The organism is Nonomuraea sp. N2-4H (assembly GCF_045291505.1).
Lineage (GTDB): Bacteria > Actinomycetota > Actinomycetes > Streptosporangiales > Streptosporangiaceae > Nonomuraea > Nonomuraea fastidiosa.
Map to the genome: position 1 here is coordinate 1,029,330 of NZ_CP147987.1, position 19,963 is coordinate 1,049,292.

Genomic DNA, 19,963 nt, shown 5'->3' on the forward strand with positions numbered 1-19,963 from the left:
GATTGTCCGGTTCTCCAGGGCCGGGTGGCCGGCGCTCCGTGGCCGTTCGCGCAGGAGGATCGATGATCAGAGCAGTGGTGTTCGACGTCGGTGAGACGCTCATCAGCGAGAACCGCATCTGGCGCCGCTGGGCCGAGCGGCTGGGCGTCACGCCCTTCGAGCTCATGGGCGCGCTGGGCGGCATGGCGGCCATGGACCGGCCGCACACCGACGCCTTCCGCCTGCTGCGCCCCGAAATCGACCTCGACGCCGAGGCGGCGGCCTGGGAGCGCGACGACCCCGACGGCCTGCGCAACCGCTTCGACGCCGATGACCTCTACCCCGACGTGCGCGAGGCGCTGGCGGCCATCAGGGCGGCGGGATACCAGGTGATCATCGCCGGCAACCAGCCGCGCCGGGCCTACGACGCGCTCGTGGCCATGGACCTGCCCGCCGACTCGGTGCACACCTCCGACGGCTGGGGGGTGGCCAAGCCGGAGGCGGGCTTCTTCGCCAAGGTGGCCGAGGTCGCGGGGTGCGCGCCCGGCGAGATCCTGTACGTGGGGGACAGGCTGGACAACGACGTGCTGCCGGCCGCGAAGGCGGGCATGCGCACCGCGCTGCTGCGCCGCGGCCCCTGGGGTTACCTGCACGCCGAAAGGCCGCAGGCGAAGGCCGCCGATGTCATCATCGACGACCTCCACGCCGTGCTCCCCGCCCTGCGCGACCTCACCTGAGTCACCTGGCGGGCGACCCTCGCGTGCGACTCCTTGCGGGCGACAGGCGAGGTCGCCGGACCGCGCCTGAGGTCCTCGGCGCGCGGGTCAGCTGAGGTGCGCGGGTCAGCTGAGGTCGTCCTCCGAGTCGATGCGCAGCGCCCGCTCCTCGGGCGACAGGTCGTCGGTGTCGCCGACGTACAGCGTGGCGATCTCCTCGCCGTCCAGGTCGGGGCCGAGCCCCTCGTCCGGCTGGGTCAGCCGGTGCTTGGGGCGCGGCCCGCGCAGCCGCTCGGGCGCCTCGCGCCGCAGGCGCTCGTCGAGCGTGTCGTGATGCCGGGGGTCGTCTTCGACGATCTCATGCCGGAATCCGAGGTCGTCGGTCCACTCCTCGACCTCGATCTCCTGCTCGTCGGCCAGACCGAACCGATCCGGCGGCAGCTCCGTCATACGACTACCCCTACCCTCTGGACGGGCCGGAATCCTAGGATCCGGCCTTCTTCGAAAGCCTGGGCCGGTTTCCGGGCGACCCTGTAGCGGCACCAGCGGCACCCGCTACCCGAGGGGTCAGCGTCCAATCGCGGAGCCGACGAGCGAGCGCGGGTCGGCCGCGCCCGCCAGCATGCCGTCCTTGCGTACGTCGATGAGGTGGGCGTGGCCGAACGAGCTCCCGTAGGGGAGCGCCGCCACCCGGTGGCCGAGCGCCGCGAGCCCGTCGGACCAGCCGGCGCCCTCCTCCAGGTCGAGCACGGCGTCGTCGGGCGCGTCCCAGGTGTCGAACCCGGTGCCGCCGGTGCCGAGCCGCCAGCGCGGCGCGGCGATCGCGCGTCCCGGCTCCTCGCCGTGGCGCAGCAGGCGGGTGATGACCTGCAGCAGGATCTGCGGCTGGGCGTCGCCGCCCATGGTGCCGACGACGGACCTGAGTGTGCCGTCGGGGCGGGTGATCAGGGCCGGGGTCAGCGTGTGGGGCGGGCGGCGGCCGGGGCCGTACTCGGCGGGATGGCCGGGCTTGAGCGAGAAGCCGATGCCGCGGTTGTGGAGGTTGATCCCGGTACGGGGCTCGAACACCATGCTGCCGAACCCGGCCGCGTTCGACTGGATGAGCGAGACGCCCATGCCGTCGCCGTCGACCACGCACAGGTACGTCGTGTCACCGGGCTGTGCGGGCGCGGCGAGCCGCAGCCTGGACCGGGAGTCGATACGCGCCCGCCGCCGGTCGATCTCGGCCGGGTCGAGCAGGTCCTTGGCGTCCTCGTGCAGCACGTCGAGCCGGTCGTGCCCGGCGATCCTGGCCGACTCGGCGAGCAGGTGGGCCCAGGCGGGGTGGGCCGGCGATGCGGGCAGGTCGAGGCCCTCGGCGATGGCGAGGGACATCAGCAGCAGATAGCCCTGGGAGTTGGGCGGCATCGAGTAGACGTCGTGTCCGTACGCGCGGGTCTTGAGCGGCTCCACCCAGTCGGCGCCCGGCAGCGCCAGGTCGGCCTCGATGTACTCGCCGGCCCCGAGCTCCATCAGGCCCTGACCGAACTCGCCCAGGTAGAAGCCCTTGCGGCCGCGTTCGGCCACGGCCTTGAGCGCGCGGGCCACGCCGGGCCGGGTGACGCGGTCGCCCGCGGCGCGTACGGAGGCGAAGTCGCCGCCGCCGGGCCGCCGGGCGGCGCTCGCCGCGCCCGCCGGCATCAGCGGCGAGGCGGGGAACCCGGCTTCGGCCAGCCGGATCGCGGGCGCCAGCAGCTCGGCCATGGGCAGCCTGGCGTACTTGGCGTGGAGCGCGACCCATCCGTCCACGCACCCGGGCACGGTGACGGATCTGATGTCGTGCAGGTGGGGCATGCGGGTATGGCCCTCGGCCCGCAGGCGGGCGGGATCGGCACCGGATCCGGCCCGTCCTGAGGCGTTCAGCGCGGTGACGGTCGCACCGTCGTGGACGAGGGCGAACAGGTCGCCGCCGAGCCCGCACATGTGGGGGGCGACGACCGCGAGCACGGCGTTGGCGGCGATCGCCGCGTCGGCGGCCGAGCCGCCGCGCTCCAGCATCGCCAGCCCGGCCGCCGATGCCAGGTGGTCGACGCTGCACACCATGCCGGATGGCGCGTATCTCGTGTTGTGCACGGCACGAGCGTACGCGCCTTCGTCACGCCCGACGTCACTCCTTCTCGCGCAGCCGCGCCTTGGTCTCCTCGAGCTCCTGGCGCAGGGCGGCGATCTCCCGCTCCAGCTCCAGGATGCGGCGGATGGCGATGAGCGTCATGCCTTCCTCGGCCATGCGGGTGACGTGCTGGACGATGAGGATGTCGCGCCGCGAGTAACGCCGCTGGCCGCCGCTCGACCGGCTGGGCTTGATCACGTCGTGCTGGTCGAGCCGGCGCAGGAAGGCGTGCTGCACCTTCAGCATCTCCGCCACCTGCCCGAGCGAATAGAGAGGCGCGTGCTCGTCGTCGAGGGGCAGGTCCGGCATGTCATCTCCTCACGTGGTCGGGGGCGGGGGCGGTCCGAGGATGCCCGCCCCCGGACCGCGTGTCAGGCCTTGAGCGCCTTGGGCTCGCCGCGCCGGATCGCTACCTTACGCGGCTTCGCCCGCTCCAGAACGGGGATGCGCACGGTGAGCACGCCGTTCGCGTAACCCGCGTCGATCTTGTCGCTGTCGAGGTGCTCCGACAGGTAGACACGCCGCGTGAACGTGCCCATCGAACGCTCGCGCACGAAGAGCCGCGCGTCGTCGGGAACCTGCTCCTCGCGCCGGGCGGTGACGCTCAGGACGCCGCGGTCCACGGTCACGTCGATCGAGTCGGGGTCGATGCCGGGCAGGTCGAAGCGCAGGATCACGTCGTCGTCGCGGCGCACGCCGTCCATCGGCATGATCGCGCCGTCGCCGTCGAAGGCCTGCCGGGCGATGCGGTTGAACTGGCGCTCGAACTCCTGCAGGAACGGGTCGATCGAGGTCAGCAACATTTCCACGTCCCTCCCTTGTTGGTTGTGAGTCTGTAGCTAACCTCCAACTTCAGTTATAGGTTAGCTACTCATCCGTTCGCAACCAAATCGGGGGAAAACCTATTCCCGCCGAGGTCAGGCGAGGATGCCGCTCAGCAGGCCGAGCACATGCCACGTTCAAACGCGGTCAGACGAATTCCGCGGGCTGGTCCCGGCTCACCAGGGCCGCGTAGTGCCCGCCGCGGGCGATCAGCTCGTCGTGGGTGCCGCGCTCCACGATCCGCCCGTGGTCGAGCACCACGATCTGATCGGCGTCGCGCACGGTGGACAGGCGATGGGCGATGGTGATCGTCGTACGCCCCTTCGCCAGCGCGTCGAGCGCCTCCTGCACGGCCTTCTCCGTCTGCGTGTCCAGCGCGCTGGTCGCCTCGTCGAGCACCAGGATCGGCGGGTCGCGCAGGATCGTACGGGCGATGGCCAGGCGCTGCTTCTCGCCGCCGGAGAAGCGGTAGCCGCGCTCGCCCACCACCGTGTCGTAGCCGTCGGGCAGCGCCGCGATGTGGTCGTGGATGCGCGCCGCCCGCGCCGCCGCCTGAAGCTCCTCGTCGGTGGCCGACGGGCGGGCGAAGCGCAGGTTGTCGGCGACGGAGGCGTGGAACAGGTACGTCTCCTGCGAGACCACCCCCACGGTCGCGCTGAGCGTCGCGAACGTCAGCTCACGCACGTCCACGCCGTCGATGGTGACCCGGCCGCCGGTGACGTCGTACAGGCGGGGCAGCAGGTAGCTCAGCGTGGTCTTGCCCGAGCCCGTCTCGCCCACGATGGCCAGCGACGAGCCCGCGGGCACCGTCAGGTCGATGCCGGTGAGCGTGGGCGTGTCGCCGTAGGAGAAGTCGACCTGCTCGAAGCGGACCTCGCCGCGCACGTCCGTCAGCTCCCGTGTACCGGGATGGATGTCCACCGGCAGGTCGAGATACTCGAAGATGCGCCCGAACAGCGCCAGCGAGGTCTGCACCTCGACGCCGAGCCGCAGCAGCGACACCATCGGCCGGAACAGGCTCGTCTGCAGCGTCGTGAACGCCACCAGCGTGCCCACCGAGATCACCTCGGTGTGACCTGCGGCCCAGTAGATGGTGGCGGGCATGGCGGCCATCACGAGCTGGATGGACGCCTGCCGCCAGCGCCCCGCCATGCTGGTGGCGACGCCCAGCTCGGCCAGCTCGTGCGAGGATCTGGCGAAGCGCTCGGTCAGCTCCGCCGAGCGGCCCATCGTGCGCCCGAGCAGGATGCCGCTGATCGACAGCGACTCCTGCACCATGGAGGCGATGCCGGCCAGCTTGCGCTGCCGCTCGGAGGTGATGCGCTTGCGCTCGGCACCGACCTTGCGGCTGATCCACACGAACACCGGCAGCAGCGCGAGCGAGAGCAGCGTCAGCCGCCAGTCGAGCGCGGCCATGGCGGCGACCGTGGCGATCACCGTGGTCAGGTTGGAGACGAGCGAGGCGGCCGTCGAGGTGACGACCGCCTGCATGCCGCCGATGTCGTTGGCGATGCGCGACTGCACCTCGCCGGTTCTGGTGCGGGTGAAGAACGCGAGCGACATGCGCTGCAGGTGGGCGTAGACGGAGACGCGCAGGTCGTGCATGACCCGCTGGCCCACGGTGGTGGACACCAGCGTCTGCAGCACGTCGAACACCGTCGTCGTGATCGCCACGAGGATCATGCCGAGCGCCAGCAGCGTGAGCAGCCCGGCGTCCCTGGCCGGGATCGCGACGTCGAGCACTTCGCGCAGCAGGAACGGCGAGGCCAGCCCCACCAGCGAGGACAGCAGGATGAGCAGGGCCACGACGGCCAGGCGGCCGCGGTAGGCGCCGAACAGCCTGATGATGCGCCCGATCGGCGCGCGCGGTTCCTCCGCCAACGTGGAGCTCCCTTCGCAGACGGCCATCCCCACAGAGGGTAGGTCGCGGCCGGCCGGCGAGCCGCGCGCGGGCGGGCCAGGAGCAGCCTGCGCCGCGACGACTTCGGCGCCCGCCGGAGAGCCGCGCGTGGATGGGGTCAGGACTGATCCGGCAGGTTCCTCGGCAGGTAGCGCCCGGACAGGCGGGCCAGCTTCAGGCTGAGGTGCAGCGCCAGCCGCTCACCGCCGTCCTTCAGGTCGGTGCGCGCCAGCTCCTCCACCCGCTGCAGCCGGTAGTACAGCGAGGTGCGGTGCAGCCGCAGCGCCCGCGAGGTGGCCACCGCGCTGCCCGCCAGGTCGAGGTACGTCTCCAGCGTCTCCAGCAGCGGCAGGTACTGCTCGTCGGCGAGCAGCCCTTCGAGCCCCGGATGCAGCTCCTGGTCGGGCAGGCGGGTGAGCATCCGGTAGACGCCGAGCCTGGCCCACTCCGCCGTGGGCCCGAGCCCCGGCACCCGGGCCGCCACCTCGGCCGCGCGCCTGGCCTCCCGGTACGACTCCGCCGCCTGCGCGAGCTCCGGCCTGGACCGCCCGATCCCGACCACCACCGGCACCGGCATGGCCGCGTGCAGCTCGTCGGCCGGCACCGGCGGCCCCGCCGTGAGCAGCACCCCGTGGTCGTAGCGCACCAGGTGCAGCGGGTGGTGCCCGCTCAGCCGCCGCCGCAGCGCCAGCAGCCCCTGCTCCACCGCCAGCCGGAGCGCGTCGTCCGGCTCGGCCGTACGCGGCCTGGCCACCTGTACGGTCACCGGCTGCGCCTGCGGGAAGGCGCCGGCCTCGATGAGCTGCCTGGCCGCGTCCTCCTCGCCGAGCAGCAGCCCGGTCACCGCCTCCAGCTCCCGCTGCGAGGCGAGGTCGCCGGCCAGGCTCTCGTGGAATAAGGCCAGCGCCAGGCCCGGCGCCGCGCGGGCGGCCTCGGCGACGTCGGCGTCGGGCATGGGCGGTTCGGCGTCGATGAACCACAGGAAGCCGAGCAGGCCGTCGGCGTGCCGTACGGGGACGCAGACCCGCGGCAGCAGCCCGAGCTGCGGCGCGCCCGGGGTGCGCAGCGGCTCGGTGGCCTCGTTGATCCCGGCGGCGCGCAGCCACTGCCGCACCTCGGGCACGGTGTGCCGGCGCAGGATCGAGTCGCGGCGGACGTCGTCCACCGCGCCGCTCTGCTCGCTGTAGGCGACCACGCGCTGGTTGCGGTCCTCCAGGAGCAGGGGGCGCCCGAGACGCGTGGCGAGCTCGTCCACGGCCCGCTGAAGATCCGCCACGATGGCACCTTTACCTGCATTTTTCATCAAATGACGGAAATGTCACTACAGGTCTTCCCTACAACTGCTCGGTGATCTCCGTCAACAGTCTCTATACGGTCATGCCGTGAACGCCCCGAAGAAGCTGCTGAAGGGTCTCCTGGCGGCCATCGTGCTGTTCCCGGTGAGCCTGGTGGCGACCCCCGCTTCCGCAGCACCCCCCGAGAACCCGGAACATCCCTGGCGGCGCGACCACTGGCCGCAGACCCAGCCCTGGCAACTCGACGAGTCCCTCGACGCCGGTGAGCAGGCTCTGCGCAAGACGCCGAGCAGCGGGCTCAAGCCCATCGACCCGCAGAACTGGAAGAACCCCGACAACATGACGTGGGCGGACTACAAGAAGCCGCCCGGCACGAAGTGGAACGACCCGAACGTCAAGGGGTCGCAGCGCACCTTCAAGGGCGCGCTCGTGCTGCTCGACTACCCCAACCAGCCGTTCGTGGTGACCCAGCCGCAGAACTCCACGGTGTACGGCAACCCGAGCGCCGACGCCCACGACATCCCGCGCGAGAAGGTCGCCAAGTTCTACGAGGACTTCCTCAACACCCCGAACGCCCTCAACAAGGGGCACACCATCCACGAATACTGGATGGAGGACTCCGGCGGCCGCATCGGCGTGGAGCTGACCGGGTTCGGCCCGTACATGATGCCGGGCAAGGACCACGAGTACGCGATGGAGTACCAGCGCGAGTCGTGCCCGGCCGGCGACACCTGCAACAGGAACCTGCGCGCCGACGGCAACGCCGCCTGGATCGCCGACGTCGGCCAGGAGGTGGCCGACCAGTTCGACTTCATCTTCTACCTCAGCGCCGGGCAGGACGAGTCGGCCACCTGGCAGGAGTTCGGGATGATGAAGTTCCCGACCAAGGAGGACGTCACCGACGAGTGGGGCCCGCCGGACGACGCGCTGCCCAACTGGTCGCCCACCCGCTACGTCGAGTGGACCTCCTGGCAGGCCGGCTCCAACTTCTGGCCCAACGCCCGCTTCGGCATCGACTCGGTGCAGGCCGAAAGCTCCGGCATGGCGACGTTCGCCCACGAGCTGAGCCACATCATGGGCATCGCCGACAACTACAACAACCCGTACGGGCAGCCGCCGCGGCGCTCGTACACCGGCATCTGGGAGATGCTGAGCCGCGGCAGCTTCAACGGACCCGGCGGCCCGCACTCCCGCTGGCTGATCCCGCCGGTCGCGGGCGCGTCCCTGGGCTCCCACCACATGCTCCGCAACAAGATCAAGCTGAACATGGTGGACGAGGCGAACGTGCTGCGGCTCAGCCGCGAGGCGCTCGCCGAGTCGGGCCTGGTCACCGCCAGGGTGACCGCGCGCGTGGTCAAGCCGGGCAAGAACGAGCTGTCCGGCATCAACATCGCCATGGATCAGGACCGCAGCAGCTGCGACACCACCGATCCGCTGTGCGACGGCGGCGGCTACGACAACTACACCATCGAGGTCGTGGACCGCATGGGCAGCGACTCGTTCACCCCCGACTCCGGCGTTCTGCTCGCCAAGACCAAGAACGAGGACCGGGCGCCGTTCGAGTGGGTGATCGACGCCAACCCGCAGGACATCGGCATGACCGACTACGTGCTGCCCGACGGCACGAAGGTCCCGATCACCGTCGGCGACTACCGCCAGCTCTCCGACGCCCTCTTCCACGCCGGCACCGACTCCGGCAGCGAGTACGAGTACGTCGATGAGGCCAACCGGCTGCACTTCTACATCACCGACGTGCACCGCAACCGTGAGGGCGAGCTGTCGTACACGGTCGCGATCCGCTCGCTCGACGGCGCGGGCCCGCAGCGGCGCGGGGTCAAGCTGCTGCCCTCGGCCGGCCTGCCGTCCGGCAAGAACGTCTCCACTTGCAAGTTCCCGCTGATCAACACCGGCAAGAAGGCCCCGGCGCGCGGGCAGCACCCCGAGGACGTCAGCGCCTACCTCAACGCCGACATCTACCGGCTCACGGCCGAGGTCCAGGGCAAGGGCTGGAGCGTCCGCGTGCCGAACGCGCTGGCCTCCGTGGAGTTCGGCAAGCAGAAGCTGGTCAGCGTGGACGCCGTGCGCGACGGCGGCGCTCACGTGGCCAAGGTCAAGCTCACGGCCACGTCTGAGAGCGACCCGGCCAAGAAGATGACGGCCACCTGCACCGTCATCGGCTGACCGGCGATCCACTGGACGACGATGGGGCGCGGCAGGCGCGGGCCGTGCCTCATCGTCCCCAGATCGGCTAGGTCAGGGGCGAGCGGAGCAGCTCGCCCGCCGTCTGCCTGGCCTCCATGATGCTCTCCTCGAACAGCTTGCGGACGTGGCTCGCCTGGTCCGACAGCTCCCTGATGCGGTCGTGCGCCAGCTCGTCGCGTACGGTCTCCGCCAGCAGCTGCTGGTACTCCGGCGTCTTGGCGGCGAGCTTCTCCAGCCGCTGGTGCGCGTGATACGCCTTGTCCGCCTTGATCACCTGCTTGGCGTACTTCTCCAGGTGGCGTACGCGCCGGGTCAGCGACGTCCAGGCCGCGTCCAGCGCGCTGGTGTACGGCCGGAACGCCTCCTCCATGTCCGGCGGCAGCTCACGCGGCACCAGCTTGCGCTGCTCGGCGTGCATCGACGACAGCCGCCGCAGCCGCTGCGCGATCTGCCAGAGCTCCTCCGGCAGCGACACCTGGTTGTCCACGCTGTCGATCAGCCGTTCCTTGTGCACGGTGGAGTTCAGGATGGCATCCACGGCGTTCTGCGCCCTGCGCAGCAGCATCTGGCAGGGATGATCGAGATCCTCGGGTAGCACGTAGTGCTCGGCGTGCGCTCTGGCCAGCTGCAGTCTTCGCCTGGTCGTGCGGTAGGCGCCGTCCGTCGCCAGCCACCTGAGCAGCACGATGACACCGGCTCCCATGCCCATGACGAACAGCGGCGCGCTGCCGGTGATCATGAACAGCAGAAGGAGGAGGGCCGGGAGGACGAACAACACGGCCGGATTGTGCGTGGTGTCCATGCGCGCACCGGTACGAGCCTGGCGGAGAATGTGCGGGCTCGACCGCAGCTCGGCCGAGACCTCCGGGCGCAGCGATGGATCGATCACCAGCCGGGGAGGCAGAGCTCGTGGATCCATACGTTCATGCTGCGTTATGAATCTCCAATTCGCTGCATTCTCGGGGACATATAGGGTCGTGATCGTGAGCGAGACGACGAGGTGGATCGACCTTGAAGGCGCGGTCAACGCGCGTGACCTGGGCGGATTGCCCACGATTGACGGTGGCCGCACCCGGCGCGGGCGGCTCTACCGCGCCGACAACCTGCAGGCGCTCACTCCCGCCGACGTGGCGCTCCTCGTCGGCGAGCTCAACCTGCGGCACGTGGTCGATCTGCGCTCGACCGCCGAGGTGCACCTGGAAGGCCCCGGCCCGCTGACCCGGGTGCCGGAGGTGCGCCACCACCACCTGACGCTCTTCGCCGAGGGCGGCCGGCACACCGACGTCGATGCCGACACCGATGCCGACACTGATGCCGACACTGATGCCGACACCGAGGCCGACGCCGCCATAGATGGCATCGACGGCGAGCGGGTGCTGCCCTGGGTGGACCGGGTGCTCGACGAGGAGCTGCGGGTCACCGGGTTCTACTTCGGCTACCTGCGCGACCGGCCCGACGCGGTGGTGGCCGCGCTGCGGACGATGGCGCTGGACGACGGCGCTGCGCTGGTGCACTGCGCGGCGGGCAAGGACCGCACCGGCGTGGTGTCGGCGCTGGCCCTGGAGGTCGCGGGCGTCACCAGGGAGGCCATCGTCGAGGACTACGTGGCCACGGGGGAGCGGATCGAGCTGATACTCAAGCGGCTGCGCAGCAGCGACACGTACCGGGACGACCTCGACTCCAGGCCCGCCGACGACCACATGCCGCGCGCCCGCTACATCGAGCAGTTCCTCGGTGTGCTCGACGACCGGTTCGGCGGCCCGATGGGGTGGCTGGCCGCGAACGGCTGGACCGACGCCGACACGGCGGCGCTCCGCGGGCGCCTGCGCGACTGACGGCCCGGCGCTTTTGACCGACGGGCCGCTCTGAGGACGGCGAGCCGCTTGTGGGTGGCGGGCCGCTCTGAGGACGGCGAGCCGCTTGTGGGCGGCGGGCCGCTCTGGGGACGGTGAGCCGCTAGCGGGCGGAGGGCCGCTTGGACGGCGGGTTGTTTCCGTGCGGCCTGCCCGGCTTCAGCCGAGGTTGACGACGACGCCTTCGGAGGCCGACCGGCGGGCCGCCTCGATGACGGTCAGCGCCTCCACAGCGCTCTGCGGATCCACCGGGGGCGCGCCGCCGTCGCGCAGCGCCGCCGCCACCTGCCGGTAGAAGTCCAGGTACGCCCCCGGCTCGGTGCGCACGACGCGCCGCTCATCCGCGGGCTGATCCTCGGTGCCCAGCACGCCCCAGCGCTCCTCCACGTCGTCGCCGAAGCCTGGCGTGTCGGGCGTCATCCCGGCCCGCAGCCGCTCCTCCTGCACGTCCATGCCGTGCTTGACGAAGCCGGACGCCGAGCCGAGCACCCGGAACCTGGGCCCGAACCGGGCGGCCACGGAGCTGACCCACAGGTGCGACCGCGCCCCGTTCGCGTGGGTCAGCGCGATGAAGGTGTCGTCGTCGGCCGCCACCCCTTCGCGCCGCACGTCGCTCTCGCAGTAGACCGCGCGTACCGGGCCGAGCAGCTGCAGCGCCTGATCGATCAGGTGGCTGCCGAGGTCGTAGAGCAGCCCGGGAACATCGTCAGGGCCGCCGCTCTCACGCCAGCCGCCCTTGGGCACCGGACGCCATCGTTCGAAGCGCGACTCGAAGCGCAGCACCCGGCCCAGCGCCCCTTCCTCGACCAGGCGGCGCACGGTGCGGAAGTCGCCGTCCCAGCGGCGGTTCTGGAACACGGTGAGCATGAGGCCGCGCTCCTCGGCCAGGCGGATCAGCTCGCGCCCCTCATCGGCGGTCCTGGCCAGCGGCTTGTCCACGACCACCGGCAGGCCCTCCTTGAGCGCGGACGCGGCCGTTGACACGTGGGTGCGGTTGGGGGAGGCGACCACGACGAGGTCGCAGCGGCCCCACAGCTCCTGTACGTCGTCCACTGCGGCGGCCCCGTACCTGGCGGCCACCTCGGCCCGGCGATCGGGGTTCCTGGTCACCACGGCGGCCAGGGACAGGCCGGGGGCGGCGTGGATCAGCGGGGCGTGAAAGTAGGCGCCCGCCGTGCCGTAGCCGACGAGGCCGACGCGGATCTCGCTCATCGGCTCAGGGTAACCGCTGCCCACCCGCCCGCCCTAGAGCGCCCGCTACTCCTCGTCACGCCCGCTACTCCTCGTCACGCTCGGCCAGGAAACGCTCGAACTGGGCGGCCAGCTCGTCGCCGGTGGGCATCGGCGTGGCCTCCGCCAGCAGGTTCTCCTTCTGGGCGCCCGCGGCGAACGCGTCGTACTGCTGCTCAAGGCCGATGATCGCGGTGGACAGCTCGGCGGAGGCCCTGATCTGCTCCTCGATCTCCGTCGTCGTACGCCGGGCGGCCTCGTGCAGCTTCTCCATCGGGAAGACCAGCCCCGTGCCGCGCGTCACCGCCTCGAGCGCGGTCACGGCGGCGGTCGGGTACTCGGCCTGCGACAGGTAGTGCGGCACGTGCACGGCGTAGCCCACGGCGTCATGGCCCTTGGCGCCCAGCCGCAGCTCCAGCAGGGCAGCCGCGCTGCCGGGCACCTGCACACGGCCGAACACGCTGGACTGCGTGGAGATCAGCTCGGGCCGGCTGGCGTGCGCGGTGATGCCGAGCGGCCTGGTGTGCGGCACGGCCATGGGGATACCGTGCACGGTCACCAGCTTGCTCACGTTCAGCCGCTCCACCAGCTCGCCCACGGCCTTGGCGAACAGCTCCCACTCCCGGTCGGGCTCCGGTCCGTTCATCACCAGGAACGGGGTGCCGGTCGCGTCCTCGGCGGCGTGCACGGCCAGCTCGGGGCTCTCCCAGTCCACCCACCGGTCGGTGTCGAACGTCATGATGGGACGCCGCGACCGGTAGTCGAGCAGCCGGTCCACGTCGAACCTCGCCACGACCCGGTGCTCCAGCTCGGCCAGCAGGTGGCCCAGCGCGAGGCGTCCGGCACCGCCCGCGTCGACGAAGCCGTCGAAGTGGTACAGCAAGACCGGATCATGCAGCTCGGGCGCGTCGTCTGCGAGCTCGTAGAGATCCTTCGGGTCGAACACGGTTGGACAGCCTTTCCCTAGGTACTCTTCACCAGAACCTACGGCGGGACAGAACGATTCCGTGCACGGCACCCTATCGGGACGAACCAGTTCGTATGGACGAAGACCCGAAGGCGTAGGCGTCCTGGACGACGCCGATCTCCCTGGTCAGAGCGGGCGACATCGCGATCACGGCGCGCGCATGCCGCAAGCGGGGCCCTGGCGGACGGCGAAGGTGACACTTTGCTGGCCACCGCAGGCTCAAGGCGGTCACGCACGCAGCGCTCATCGAGAAGGGCACCGACGCCATGCGGGTGTTCCCGGTCGTGGGCACGGCCCGCATGGTCGTCAGTGAGATCGAGCTAGTCGGCCAGCTCGCGCTGGAAGCCGGTGACCTGGCCGCGCAGCACCGGATCGGCGAACCGGCGCGTCTCCTTGGCCCAGTCGAGGTAGCCGCGCATCCAGTTCTCGAGCCCTGTCACGCAGCGGAGGGTGCTGTGCCGGCGGTTCTCGTCGGTGCCGAGCTCGTCGAACGTGCGCTGAAGGTCCGCCTTGGCCGCTTCGAAAACGCGTACGCGCTCGGAGATCTTCTCGTTGACCATTTCCACGGCGACCTGAAGGGGGCAGTTCAGGGCCTTCCAATAGACGATGACGAGATTGTGGAATTCCCCTTGCAGCAGCTCGCGCCTTAAGCCGATCAGGTCGTTGGTGCAGACGACGACGTGCCCGGCTTCGTGGACGAGCGTGCGATACGCGGTCGAGGCGCGGATGTCGTCGGGCACCTCGAACTGCTCGGCAAGTTCGATGATGTCGAACGAGGGCGGGACGTAGGCGATGTTGAGCTTGTGCTCGACATAACTGTCGGGATCGGGGATCTCACCCCTCGTGCGGTTATCGACCTCCCACTGGGCGGTTTCGAAGCAGTCCTGAAGGTGGGTGGCGAAACGGTTCCACCACTGTGCGCTGGCGTGCAGGAGCATGCGGTCACGGATATCGGCCAGCCCGTGGAGTATCGGCCCTGCGGAGTCGTGCAGCGGCTCGCCGTTCAGCACCGCACGGAACTTGTCCGCCATACGCCGCGCCAGGTCGGGGTCCGAGCCCACCTCGGCCAGCTCGAACTGGTCGTCGTAGACGTGGAACCAGCTGTTGAGGTCGGCGGCCAGCGCCAGGGCCGGCACCGACGCCTCCGGATAGAGCCTGGCGACGAGCCGGGAGTACGACTCCCCTGCGAAGCGCGAGGCCGCGGTCTCGTCGGCGACGAGTTTGAGCCGCCGAGCCCAGGAGATCGTGTGCTCGGCAGCGACGGCCTCGAAGGGATTGATCCTGGAGGGGTACGGAATGGAAGGGGTGGGTAGCGAAACAGGCGGTATTTCGGGCATAAGTGCGCAGCCTCCCCACGGGAACTGTGGCAAATGCCCCTCGTTGGGGCAGATGTCGTTCCCGTGGGCCTACCCGAAGCAGAATTTGCCCAATCATCTAGTCGATTACGGGTAAGGGCGAAAAAGATTACGGACTGGGCGATTTAGCTGTCGTATGCATCATCCTGTGCGACCGTGACCGCTTGGTCCAAATCGAGCGCTGCACCCGCCTCAAACTCCATTTTGTAACGGTCCTCGCCGAGGAGCTTCTTGCACTCCTTGACGCATTTGTCGTGGTCCGCCGTGAGGAACGGGGCGCCGAGCATGGGCAGGCCGGACGAGCGCCAGTTCTGGTGCAGCGCACCGAGCAGCATCACGGCCCGCTCGGCCTGGCCCATAGACGAGTAGATCTTGGCGATCGTCTCGAGCGCCATGAGCGTGCCGACGGTGTCATGGAAGTAGCGCTTGATGCGCAGCGCCTCCTGGGCGGTCGCCAGCGCTTCCTCCAGCCTGTTCATCGCCATCATCGGGAGCGACAACGCCCAGTGCGCGTACGAGCTCACCCACAGCTCCCCGCGCTCGCGGCAGACCTGCAGGCAGTCCGTCAACAGCGACTCGGCCTCGTTGACGTCCCCTTGCTCGGTGAGCACGATGGACAGCTCCACGATGGCGGGAAGCAGGCCCGGGTTGAGCTCCTTGTTGTCGGTGTTGAACTCGATCGCCACGCCGAGCAGAGCGCTCGCCTTCTGCAGATCGCCCTGCAGCATCGCGGCCGTGCCCTGCATCTTGGAACCGAGGATCACGGCCCGGGAGTCGCCCACCTGGACTGCCTCGACGCTGCAGGCCTCGGCCGTCTCACGCGCGCCCACGCTGTCGCCCTGGGCGCTGCGGACATACGACAGCACCCACAGCGCCTTGCAGCGCTCCTTGCTGGGCTTCGGGTTGGCCTCAAGGGCGCGTTCGAGATAGAGACGGCCCTCGCGGGCGAAGCCGCAGCACACCCACATGAACCACAGCGACGACAGCAGGGTGAGCGCCAGCGGCTCCTTGCCCGGCGTGGACAGCGCGTGCTCAAGCGCGAGGCGGACGTTGTCGTGCTCCTGCCGCATGCGGACGAACCAGTAGATCTGCCGCGGCCCCGACCAGGCGTCCTCGCTGCGCTGCGCCAGGCTCAGGTAGTACTCCAGGTGGCGCTGGCGCAGCTGCTGGGTCTGGCCCAATTTCTCCAGCCACTCCTCGCCGTACTCGGCCAGCGTGTCGATCAGCTTGTAGCGCACGCCCGCGTGGTTGCTTCTGATGAGCAGGATCGACTTCTCCACCAGGCCCGTCACCAGGTCGGTGATGTCTTCCGACGGCAGCCGCCCGTCGGAGCAGACGAAGCGGGCCGCCTCCAGCTCGAAGTCGCCGGCGAACACCGACAGCCGCGCCCACAGCAGCCGCTCGGCGGGCTCGCACAGCTCGTGGCTCCAGCCGATCGCCGCGCGCAGCGTCTGGTGCCGCGGCAGCGCCGTACGGCTCGCGCCCGCCAGCAGGCTGAACCGGTCGGCCAGTAAAGCGAGGATCTGCTCGACCGACAGCGCGCGCAGCCGCACCGCCGCCAGCTCGATCGCCAGCGGGATGCCGTCGAGCCTGCGGCACAGCTCCGCCACCGGGCCGATGTTGTCCTCATCGAGCACGAAGTCGGGCACGCTGGCGCTCGCGCGGGCCGCGAACAGCTGCACCGACTCGTTGGTGAACAGGCTCTCCGCCGGGTCGTCGCCCGGCACCTGCAGCGGCGGCACCGGCACCACGTGCTCGTACGGCAGGTGCAGCGACTGGCGGCTGGTGGCCAGCACCTTCAGGTTGGGCGCCGCCTCCAGCAGCTCGTGCACCAGCTCGGCGCAGCCCTGCACCAAGTGCTCGCACGTGTCGATGATGAGCAGCATGTCGCGCTCGCCCACCCAATCCGACAGCGACTCCGACTCCGCCCGCGAGGACTGGTCGGCGATGCCGAGCGCCGAGGCGATCGTGTGCCTGACCATGCCCGCGTCCTGCAGCCGGGCGAGGTCGGCGAACCACACGCCGTCGGGATATTGGGCGCGCACCTGATGGGCCAGGCGCAGCACCGTACGCGACTTGCCCACACCTCCGATGCCTGTCACGGTCACCAGGCGTGACTCGTTGAGGTGCCGTTTGAGGTTGGCGAGGAGACGTGTCCTGCCGATGAAGCTGGTCAGCTCCGCCGGTAGATTGCCTTCTCGCCGCCAGCCTGTCGGGGTGGCCATGAGCAGCCTCACGGGGGGATCGGCGACACCTGCCTACGCATCGTACCGCTGACCTCGCGAACTGTCCTTGATCCCGACGACACATCGGGAATGGGTTTGTACGCCTCGGTAGCATGTACGGCGTGAAGGATTTCCTACCCGAGCAGACCTTGGACGACACCGACCTCGGCTGGGGCGACTGGCGCGAGGCCGACGACGACTCCTTCTACCTCGAGAACCGGCCCCCGCACTGGGACTGACCAGGTGACCTCCGGCGACCACGTTCTGCGCCCCGCCAGGCCCGCCGACTACGACGCCATCGCCGCCGTGGTCGACGACTGGTGGGGCCGGCCGGTACGCGCCTCGCTGCCCCGGCTCTTCCTCGACCACTTCCACGCCACCAGCCTCATCGCCGAACGCCCCGGCTCCGGCGACCTGGCCGGCTTCCTCATCGGGTTCCCGTCGCCGTCGCTGCCCGACGATGCGTACATCCACTTCGTCGGCGTCCACCCCGCGGCCCGGGGAGCGGTCTGGCGCGCACCCTGTACGAGAGCTTCTTCGCCCTCGCCCGTGATCACGGGCGGCGGGTCGTCCGGGCGATCACCGCGCCCGTCAACACGGCGTCCATCGCCTTTCACCGCAAGATGGGCTTCACGGTCTCCGGCCCGGTGCCCGACTACAACGGCCCCGGCACCAGCCTGATCACCTTCACCCGTTCTCTCTGACGGTTTCTCCGTACGTCGTCCGGCGAGAGGCGTCCGTGTTGTGCGGCGAGAGGCGTACGGACGGCACGTCAAGCACTTTGCGTAACTTATCCACCACTTTCCGTATGTGTTGATCGTTGATCGGGAAAGTCTCTGATCACGGCAAGGAGGTGGTTCGGTGGCGCATATCCTCACCCGGCGGAAGCTGACCGGCGAGCTCGTCGCGGAGTTCCTCGGCACGATGGTGCTCATCTTGTTCGGCTGCGGCGTCGTCGCACAGGTCATCGCCGCCGAGCTGGGCGACCACGACAGCATCGCGTGGGCGTGGGGCATCGGCGTGACGCTCGGCGTGTACGTCGCCGGCCGGACCACGGGAGCCCACATCAACCCGGCCGTGACGCTGGGATTCGCCCTGTTCAGGGGGTTCCCGTGGCCGAAGGTCCTGCCGTACGCGCTGGCCCAGACCCTCGGCGCGTTCGTCGCCGCGCTCATCGTGCGCTGGAACTACACCGAAGTGCTGGCCATGGCCGACCCCGGGCACACGATCAAGACCCAGATCGTCTTCTCCACCCTGCCCGGCAACGGCACACTGCCGGTCTCCATGTGGGGCGGGCTGCGCGACCAGATCATCGGCACCGCGATCCTGCTGTTCGTCGTCTTCGCGCTCTCCGACGTCCTCAACATGGCGCCGGGAGCGAACATGGGGCCGTTCCTCATCGGCCTGCTCATCGTCGGCATCGGCATGTCGTTCGGCACCGACGCCGGTTACGCCATCAACCCGGCCCGCGACTTCGGCCCCCGCCTGGCCAGCTGGCTCACCGGCTACGAAGGCGCCTGGCGAGATCAGCATGGGGACCCGTACTGGTGGGTCCCCATCGTCGGCCCGCTGGTCGGCGGAGCGCTCGGCGCCGCGCTCTACCAGCTGTGCATCGCCCGTTTCCTGCCGCAGGGCGAGGACCGCGACACCGTCAAGCCGTCAGATTGAGAGTGAGCCATGCCTGATTTCGTCGGCGCGGTGGATCAGGGCACCACCAGCACCCGCTTCATGATCTTCGATCACGACGGCGCCGAGTACGCGAAGTACCAGCTCGAACACGAGCAGATCCTGCCCAGGGCCGGCTGGGTCGAGCACAACCCGATCGAGATCTGGACCAGGACCGCCGCCGTCATCCAGACCACCCTTCAGCGCACCGGCCTGCACTTCGACGACCTGGCCGCGCTCGGCGTCACCAACCAGCGGGAGACCACCGTGGTGTGGAACCCGCGTACCGGCCGCCCTTACTACAACGCCATCGTCTGGCAGGACACCCGTACCGACCGCATCGCCGCCGCGCTCGAAAGCGACGGCCGCGGGCAGGTCATCCGCGACAAGACGGGGCTGCGGCCGGACGCGTACTTCTCCGGCGGCAAGATCCAGTGGATCCTCGAGAACGTGGACGGCGTCCGCGAGGCCGTCGACCGCGGCGAGGCCGTTTTCGGCAACACCGACACCTGGACGCTGTGGAACCTCACCGGCGGCGTCAACGGCGGCGTGCACATCACCGACGTCACCAACGCCAGCCGCACCATGCTGATGGACCTCGACACGCTCGACTGGGACGACGAGCTGCTGTCGTTCTTCGGCATCCCGCGCCAGATGCTGCCCGAGATCCGCCCCTCCTCCGACCCTTCGACCTACGGTGTCACCTTCCGGTACGGCCCGCTCGGCGGCGAAGTCCCCATCACCGCCATACTCGGCGACCAGCAGGCCGCCACCGTCGGCCAGGTCTGCTTCGCGCCCGGCGAGGCCAAGAACACCTATGGCACCGGCAACTTCCTGCTGCTCAACACCGGCACCTCCCGCGTACGCTCGGAAAGCGGCCTGCTCACCACCGTCGCCTACAAGTTCGGCGACCAGCCCGCCGTCTACGCGCTCGAAGGCTCGATCGCCGTGACGGGCTCCGCCGTGCAGTGGCTGCGCGACCAGCTGCACATCATCACCTCCGCCCCGCAGAGCGAGACCCTGGCGCGGCAGGTGGCCGACAACGGCGGCGTGTACTTCGTACCGGCCTTCTCCGGGCTCTTCGCGCCGTACTGGCGGGCCGACGCGCGCGGCGCCATCGTCGGGCTGTCCCGCTTCAACACCGACGCCCACATCGCCCGCGCGACCCTGGAGGCCATCTGCTACCAGACCCGCGACGTGGTCGAGGCGATGCAGCGCGACTCGGGGGTGGTCCTGGACGTCCTGCGAGTGGACGGCGGTGTCACCTCGAACGACCTGTGCATGCAACTCCAGTCCGACATCCTCGGCGTTCCCGTCAGCCGCCCCACGGTCTCCGAGACGACCGCCCTGGGTGCGGCGTACGCGGCCGGCCTCGCCGTCGGCTACTGGCAGGACACCGACGAACTCCGCACCCACTGGGCGGAGGACCGCCGCTGGGAGCCGACGTGGACGGAGGAGCAGCGCGAACAGGGCTACGCCGGCTGGAAGAAGGCCGTCACCAAGTCTTTCGGCTGGCTCGACTAGCGCCGCCGAACCGACCCCGCCCTTCGACCGGCTCGGGGCACTGAGACGGACATGGGTGTGGGGCTAGTGGTGTGGGTGGGG

The 19,963-nt window shown here is 69.9% G+C and carries 16 protein-coding genes and 1 pseudogene; 6 read left to right on the forward strand and 11 right to left on the reverse strand.

Features of this window, described 5'->3' with window-relative positions; all coding sequences use genetic code 11:
- Nucleotides 1–62: 62 nt before the first annotated feature.
- A complete protein-coding gene (locus tag WBK31_RS04735) occupies nt 63–716 on the forward strand; it encodes an HAD family hydrolase (RefSeq protein WP_364066795.1) in 654 nt (217 codons plus the stop codon).
- Nucleotides 717–821: 105 nt separating this feature from the next.
- Here the strand turns inward: WBK31_RS04735 and WBK31_RS04740 are convergent, their stop codons facing one another.
- From WBK31_RS04740 to WBK31_RS04765, 6 genes are all read right to left on the reverse strand, one after another.
- Entirely contained in the window at nt 822–1,145 is a 324-nt protein-coding gene (locus tag WBK31_RS04740; protein WP_364066793.1) for a DUF5709 domain-containing protein, read from the reverse strand.
- A gap of 117 nt (nt 1,146–1,262) precedes the next feature.
- A complete protein-coding gene (locus tag WBK31_RS04745; RefSeq protein WP_406674372.1) occupies nt 1,263–2,807 on the reverse strand; it encodes a gamma-glutamyltransferase family protein in 1,545 nt (514 codons plus the stop codon).
- A gap of 34 nt (nt 2,808–2,841) precedes the next feature.
- The gene (locus WBK31_RS04750) at nt 2,842–3,153 is read right to left on the reverse strand and encodes a MerR family transcriptional regulator (protein WP_364066789.1); all 312 of its coding nucleotides are present in this window, start codon (nt 3,151–3,153) and stop codon (nt 2,842–2,844) included.
- A gap of 62 nt (nt 3,154–3,215) precedes the next feature.
- Nucleotides 3,216–3,647, reverse strand: a complete 432-nt coding sequence (locus tag WBK31_RS04755; protein WP_364067193.1) for an Hsp20/alpha crystallin family protein — start codon at nt 3,645–3,647, stop codon at nt 3,216–3,218.
- Between the two features lie 166 nt (nt 3,648–3,813).
- Nucleotides 3,814–5,547 (reverse strand): ABC transporter ATP-binding protein, encoded by a 1,734-nt coding sequence (locus WBK31_RS04760; RefSeq protein WP_406674373.1) that lies wholly within the window; start codon nt 5,545–5,547, stop codon nt 3,814–3,816.
- 137 nt (nt 5,548–5,684) lie between these two features.
- The gene (locus WBK31_RS04765) at nt 5,685–6,842 is read right to left on the reverse strand and encodes a PucR family transcriptional regulator (protein ID WP_378784561.1); all 1,158 of its coding nucleotides are present in this window, start codon (nt 6,840–6,842) and stop codon (nt 5,685–5,687) included.
- Nucleotides 6,843–6,948: 106 nt separating this feature from the next.
- Between WBK31_RS04765 and WBK31_RS04770 the strand changes: the two genes are divergently transcribed.
- Complete coding sequence (locus WBK31_RS04770) at nt 6,949–9,042, forward strand: M6 family metalloprotease domain-containing protein (RefSeq protein WP_378784559.1); 2,094 nt, start codon at nt 6,949–6,951, stop codon at nt 9,040–9,042.
- A 67-nt stretch (nt 9,043–9,109) separates the two neighbouring features.
- On the opposite strand, the gene WBK31_RS04775 is transcribed toward WBK31_RS04770, so the two are convergent.
- On the reverse strand, nt 9,110–9,982 hold the full coding sequence (locus WBK31_RS04775) for a hypothetical protein (protein ID WP_364066781.1): 873 nt from the start codon (nt 9,980–9,982) through the stop codon (nt 9,110–9,112).
- 64 nt (nt 9,983–10,046) lie between these two features.
- Between WBK31_RS04775 and WBK31_RS04780 the strand changes: the two genes are divergently transcribed.
- Nucleotides 10,047–10,898, forward strand: a complete 852-nt coding sequence (locus WBK31_RS04780) for a tyrosine-protein phosphatase (protein ID WP_364066779.1) — start codon at nt 10,047–10,049, stop codon at nt 10,896–10,898.
- Between the two features lie 177 nt (nt 10,899–11,075).
- On the opposite strand, the gene WBK31_RS04785 is transcribed toward WBK31_RS04780, so the two are convergent.
- The 4 genes from WBK31_RS04785 to WBK31_RS04800 form a co-directional block, all read right to left on the reverse strand.
- A complete protein-coding gene (locus WBK31_RS04785; RefSeq protein WP_406674374.1) occupies nt 11,076–12,128 on the reverse strand; it encodes a Gfo/Idh/MocA family oxidoreductase in 1,053 nt (350 codons plus the stop codon).
- A 64-nt stretch (nt 12,129–12,192) separates the two neighbouring features.
- A complete protein-coding gene (locus WBK31_RS04790) occupies nt 12,193–13,092 on the reverse strand; it encodes a PAC2 family protein (protein ID WP_364066775.1) in 900 nt (299 codons plus the stop codon).
- A 341-nt stretch (nt 13,093–13,433) separates the two neighbouring features.
- Nucleotides 13,434–14,450, reverse strand: a complete 1,017-nt coding sequence (locus WBK31_RS04795) for a hypothetical protein (protein WP_364066774.1) — start codon at nt 14,448–14,450, stop codon at nt 13,434–13,436.
- 143 nt (nt 14,451–14,593) lie between these two features.
- A complete protein-coding gene (locus WBK31_RS04800; protein ID WP_364066773.1) occupies nt 14,594–16,693 on the reverse strand; it encodes an AAA family ATPase in 2,100 nt (699 codons plus the stop codon).
- 243 nt (nt 16,694–16,936) lie between these two features.
- Here WBK31_RS04800 and WBK31_RS04805 point away from each other — a divergent pair.
- The 3 genes and pseudogenes from WBK31_RS04805 to glpK all read left to right on the forward strand — a co-directional run bounded on the left by WBK31_RS04805 (nt 16,937) and on the right by glpK (nt 19,882).
- Nucleotides 16,937–17,397, forward strand: a pseudogene (locus WBK31_RS04805) (N-acetyltransferase family protein).
- 157 nt (nt 17,398–17,554) lie between these two features.
- Nucleotides 17,555–18,361, forward strand: coding sequence for an MIP/aquaporin family protein (locus tag WBK31_RS04810; protein ID WP_364066769.1), 807 nt, complete (start codon nt 17,555–17,557; stop codon nt 18,359–18,361).
- A gap of 9 nt (nt 18,362–18,370) precedes the next feature.
- Nucleotides 18,371–19,882 (forward strand): glycerol kinase GlpK, encoded by a 1,512-nt coding sequence (glpK, locus tag WBK31_RS04815; RefSeq protein ID WP_364066767.1) that lies wholly within the window; start codon nt 18,371–18,373, stop codon nt 19,880–19,882.
- Nucleotides 19,883–19,963 lie beyond the last annotated feature (81 nt).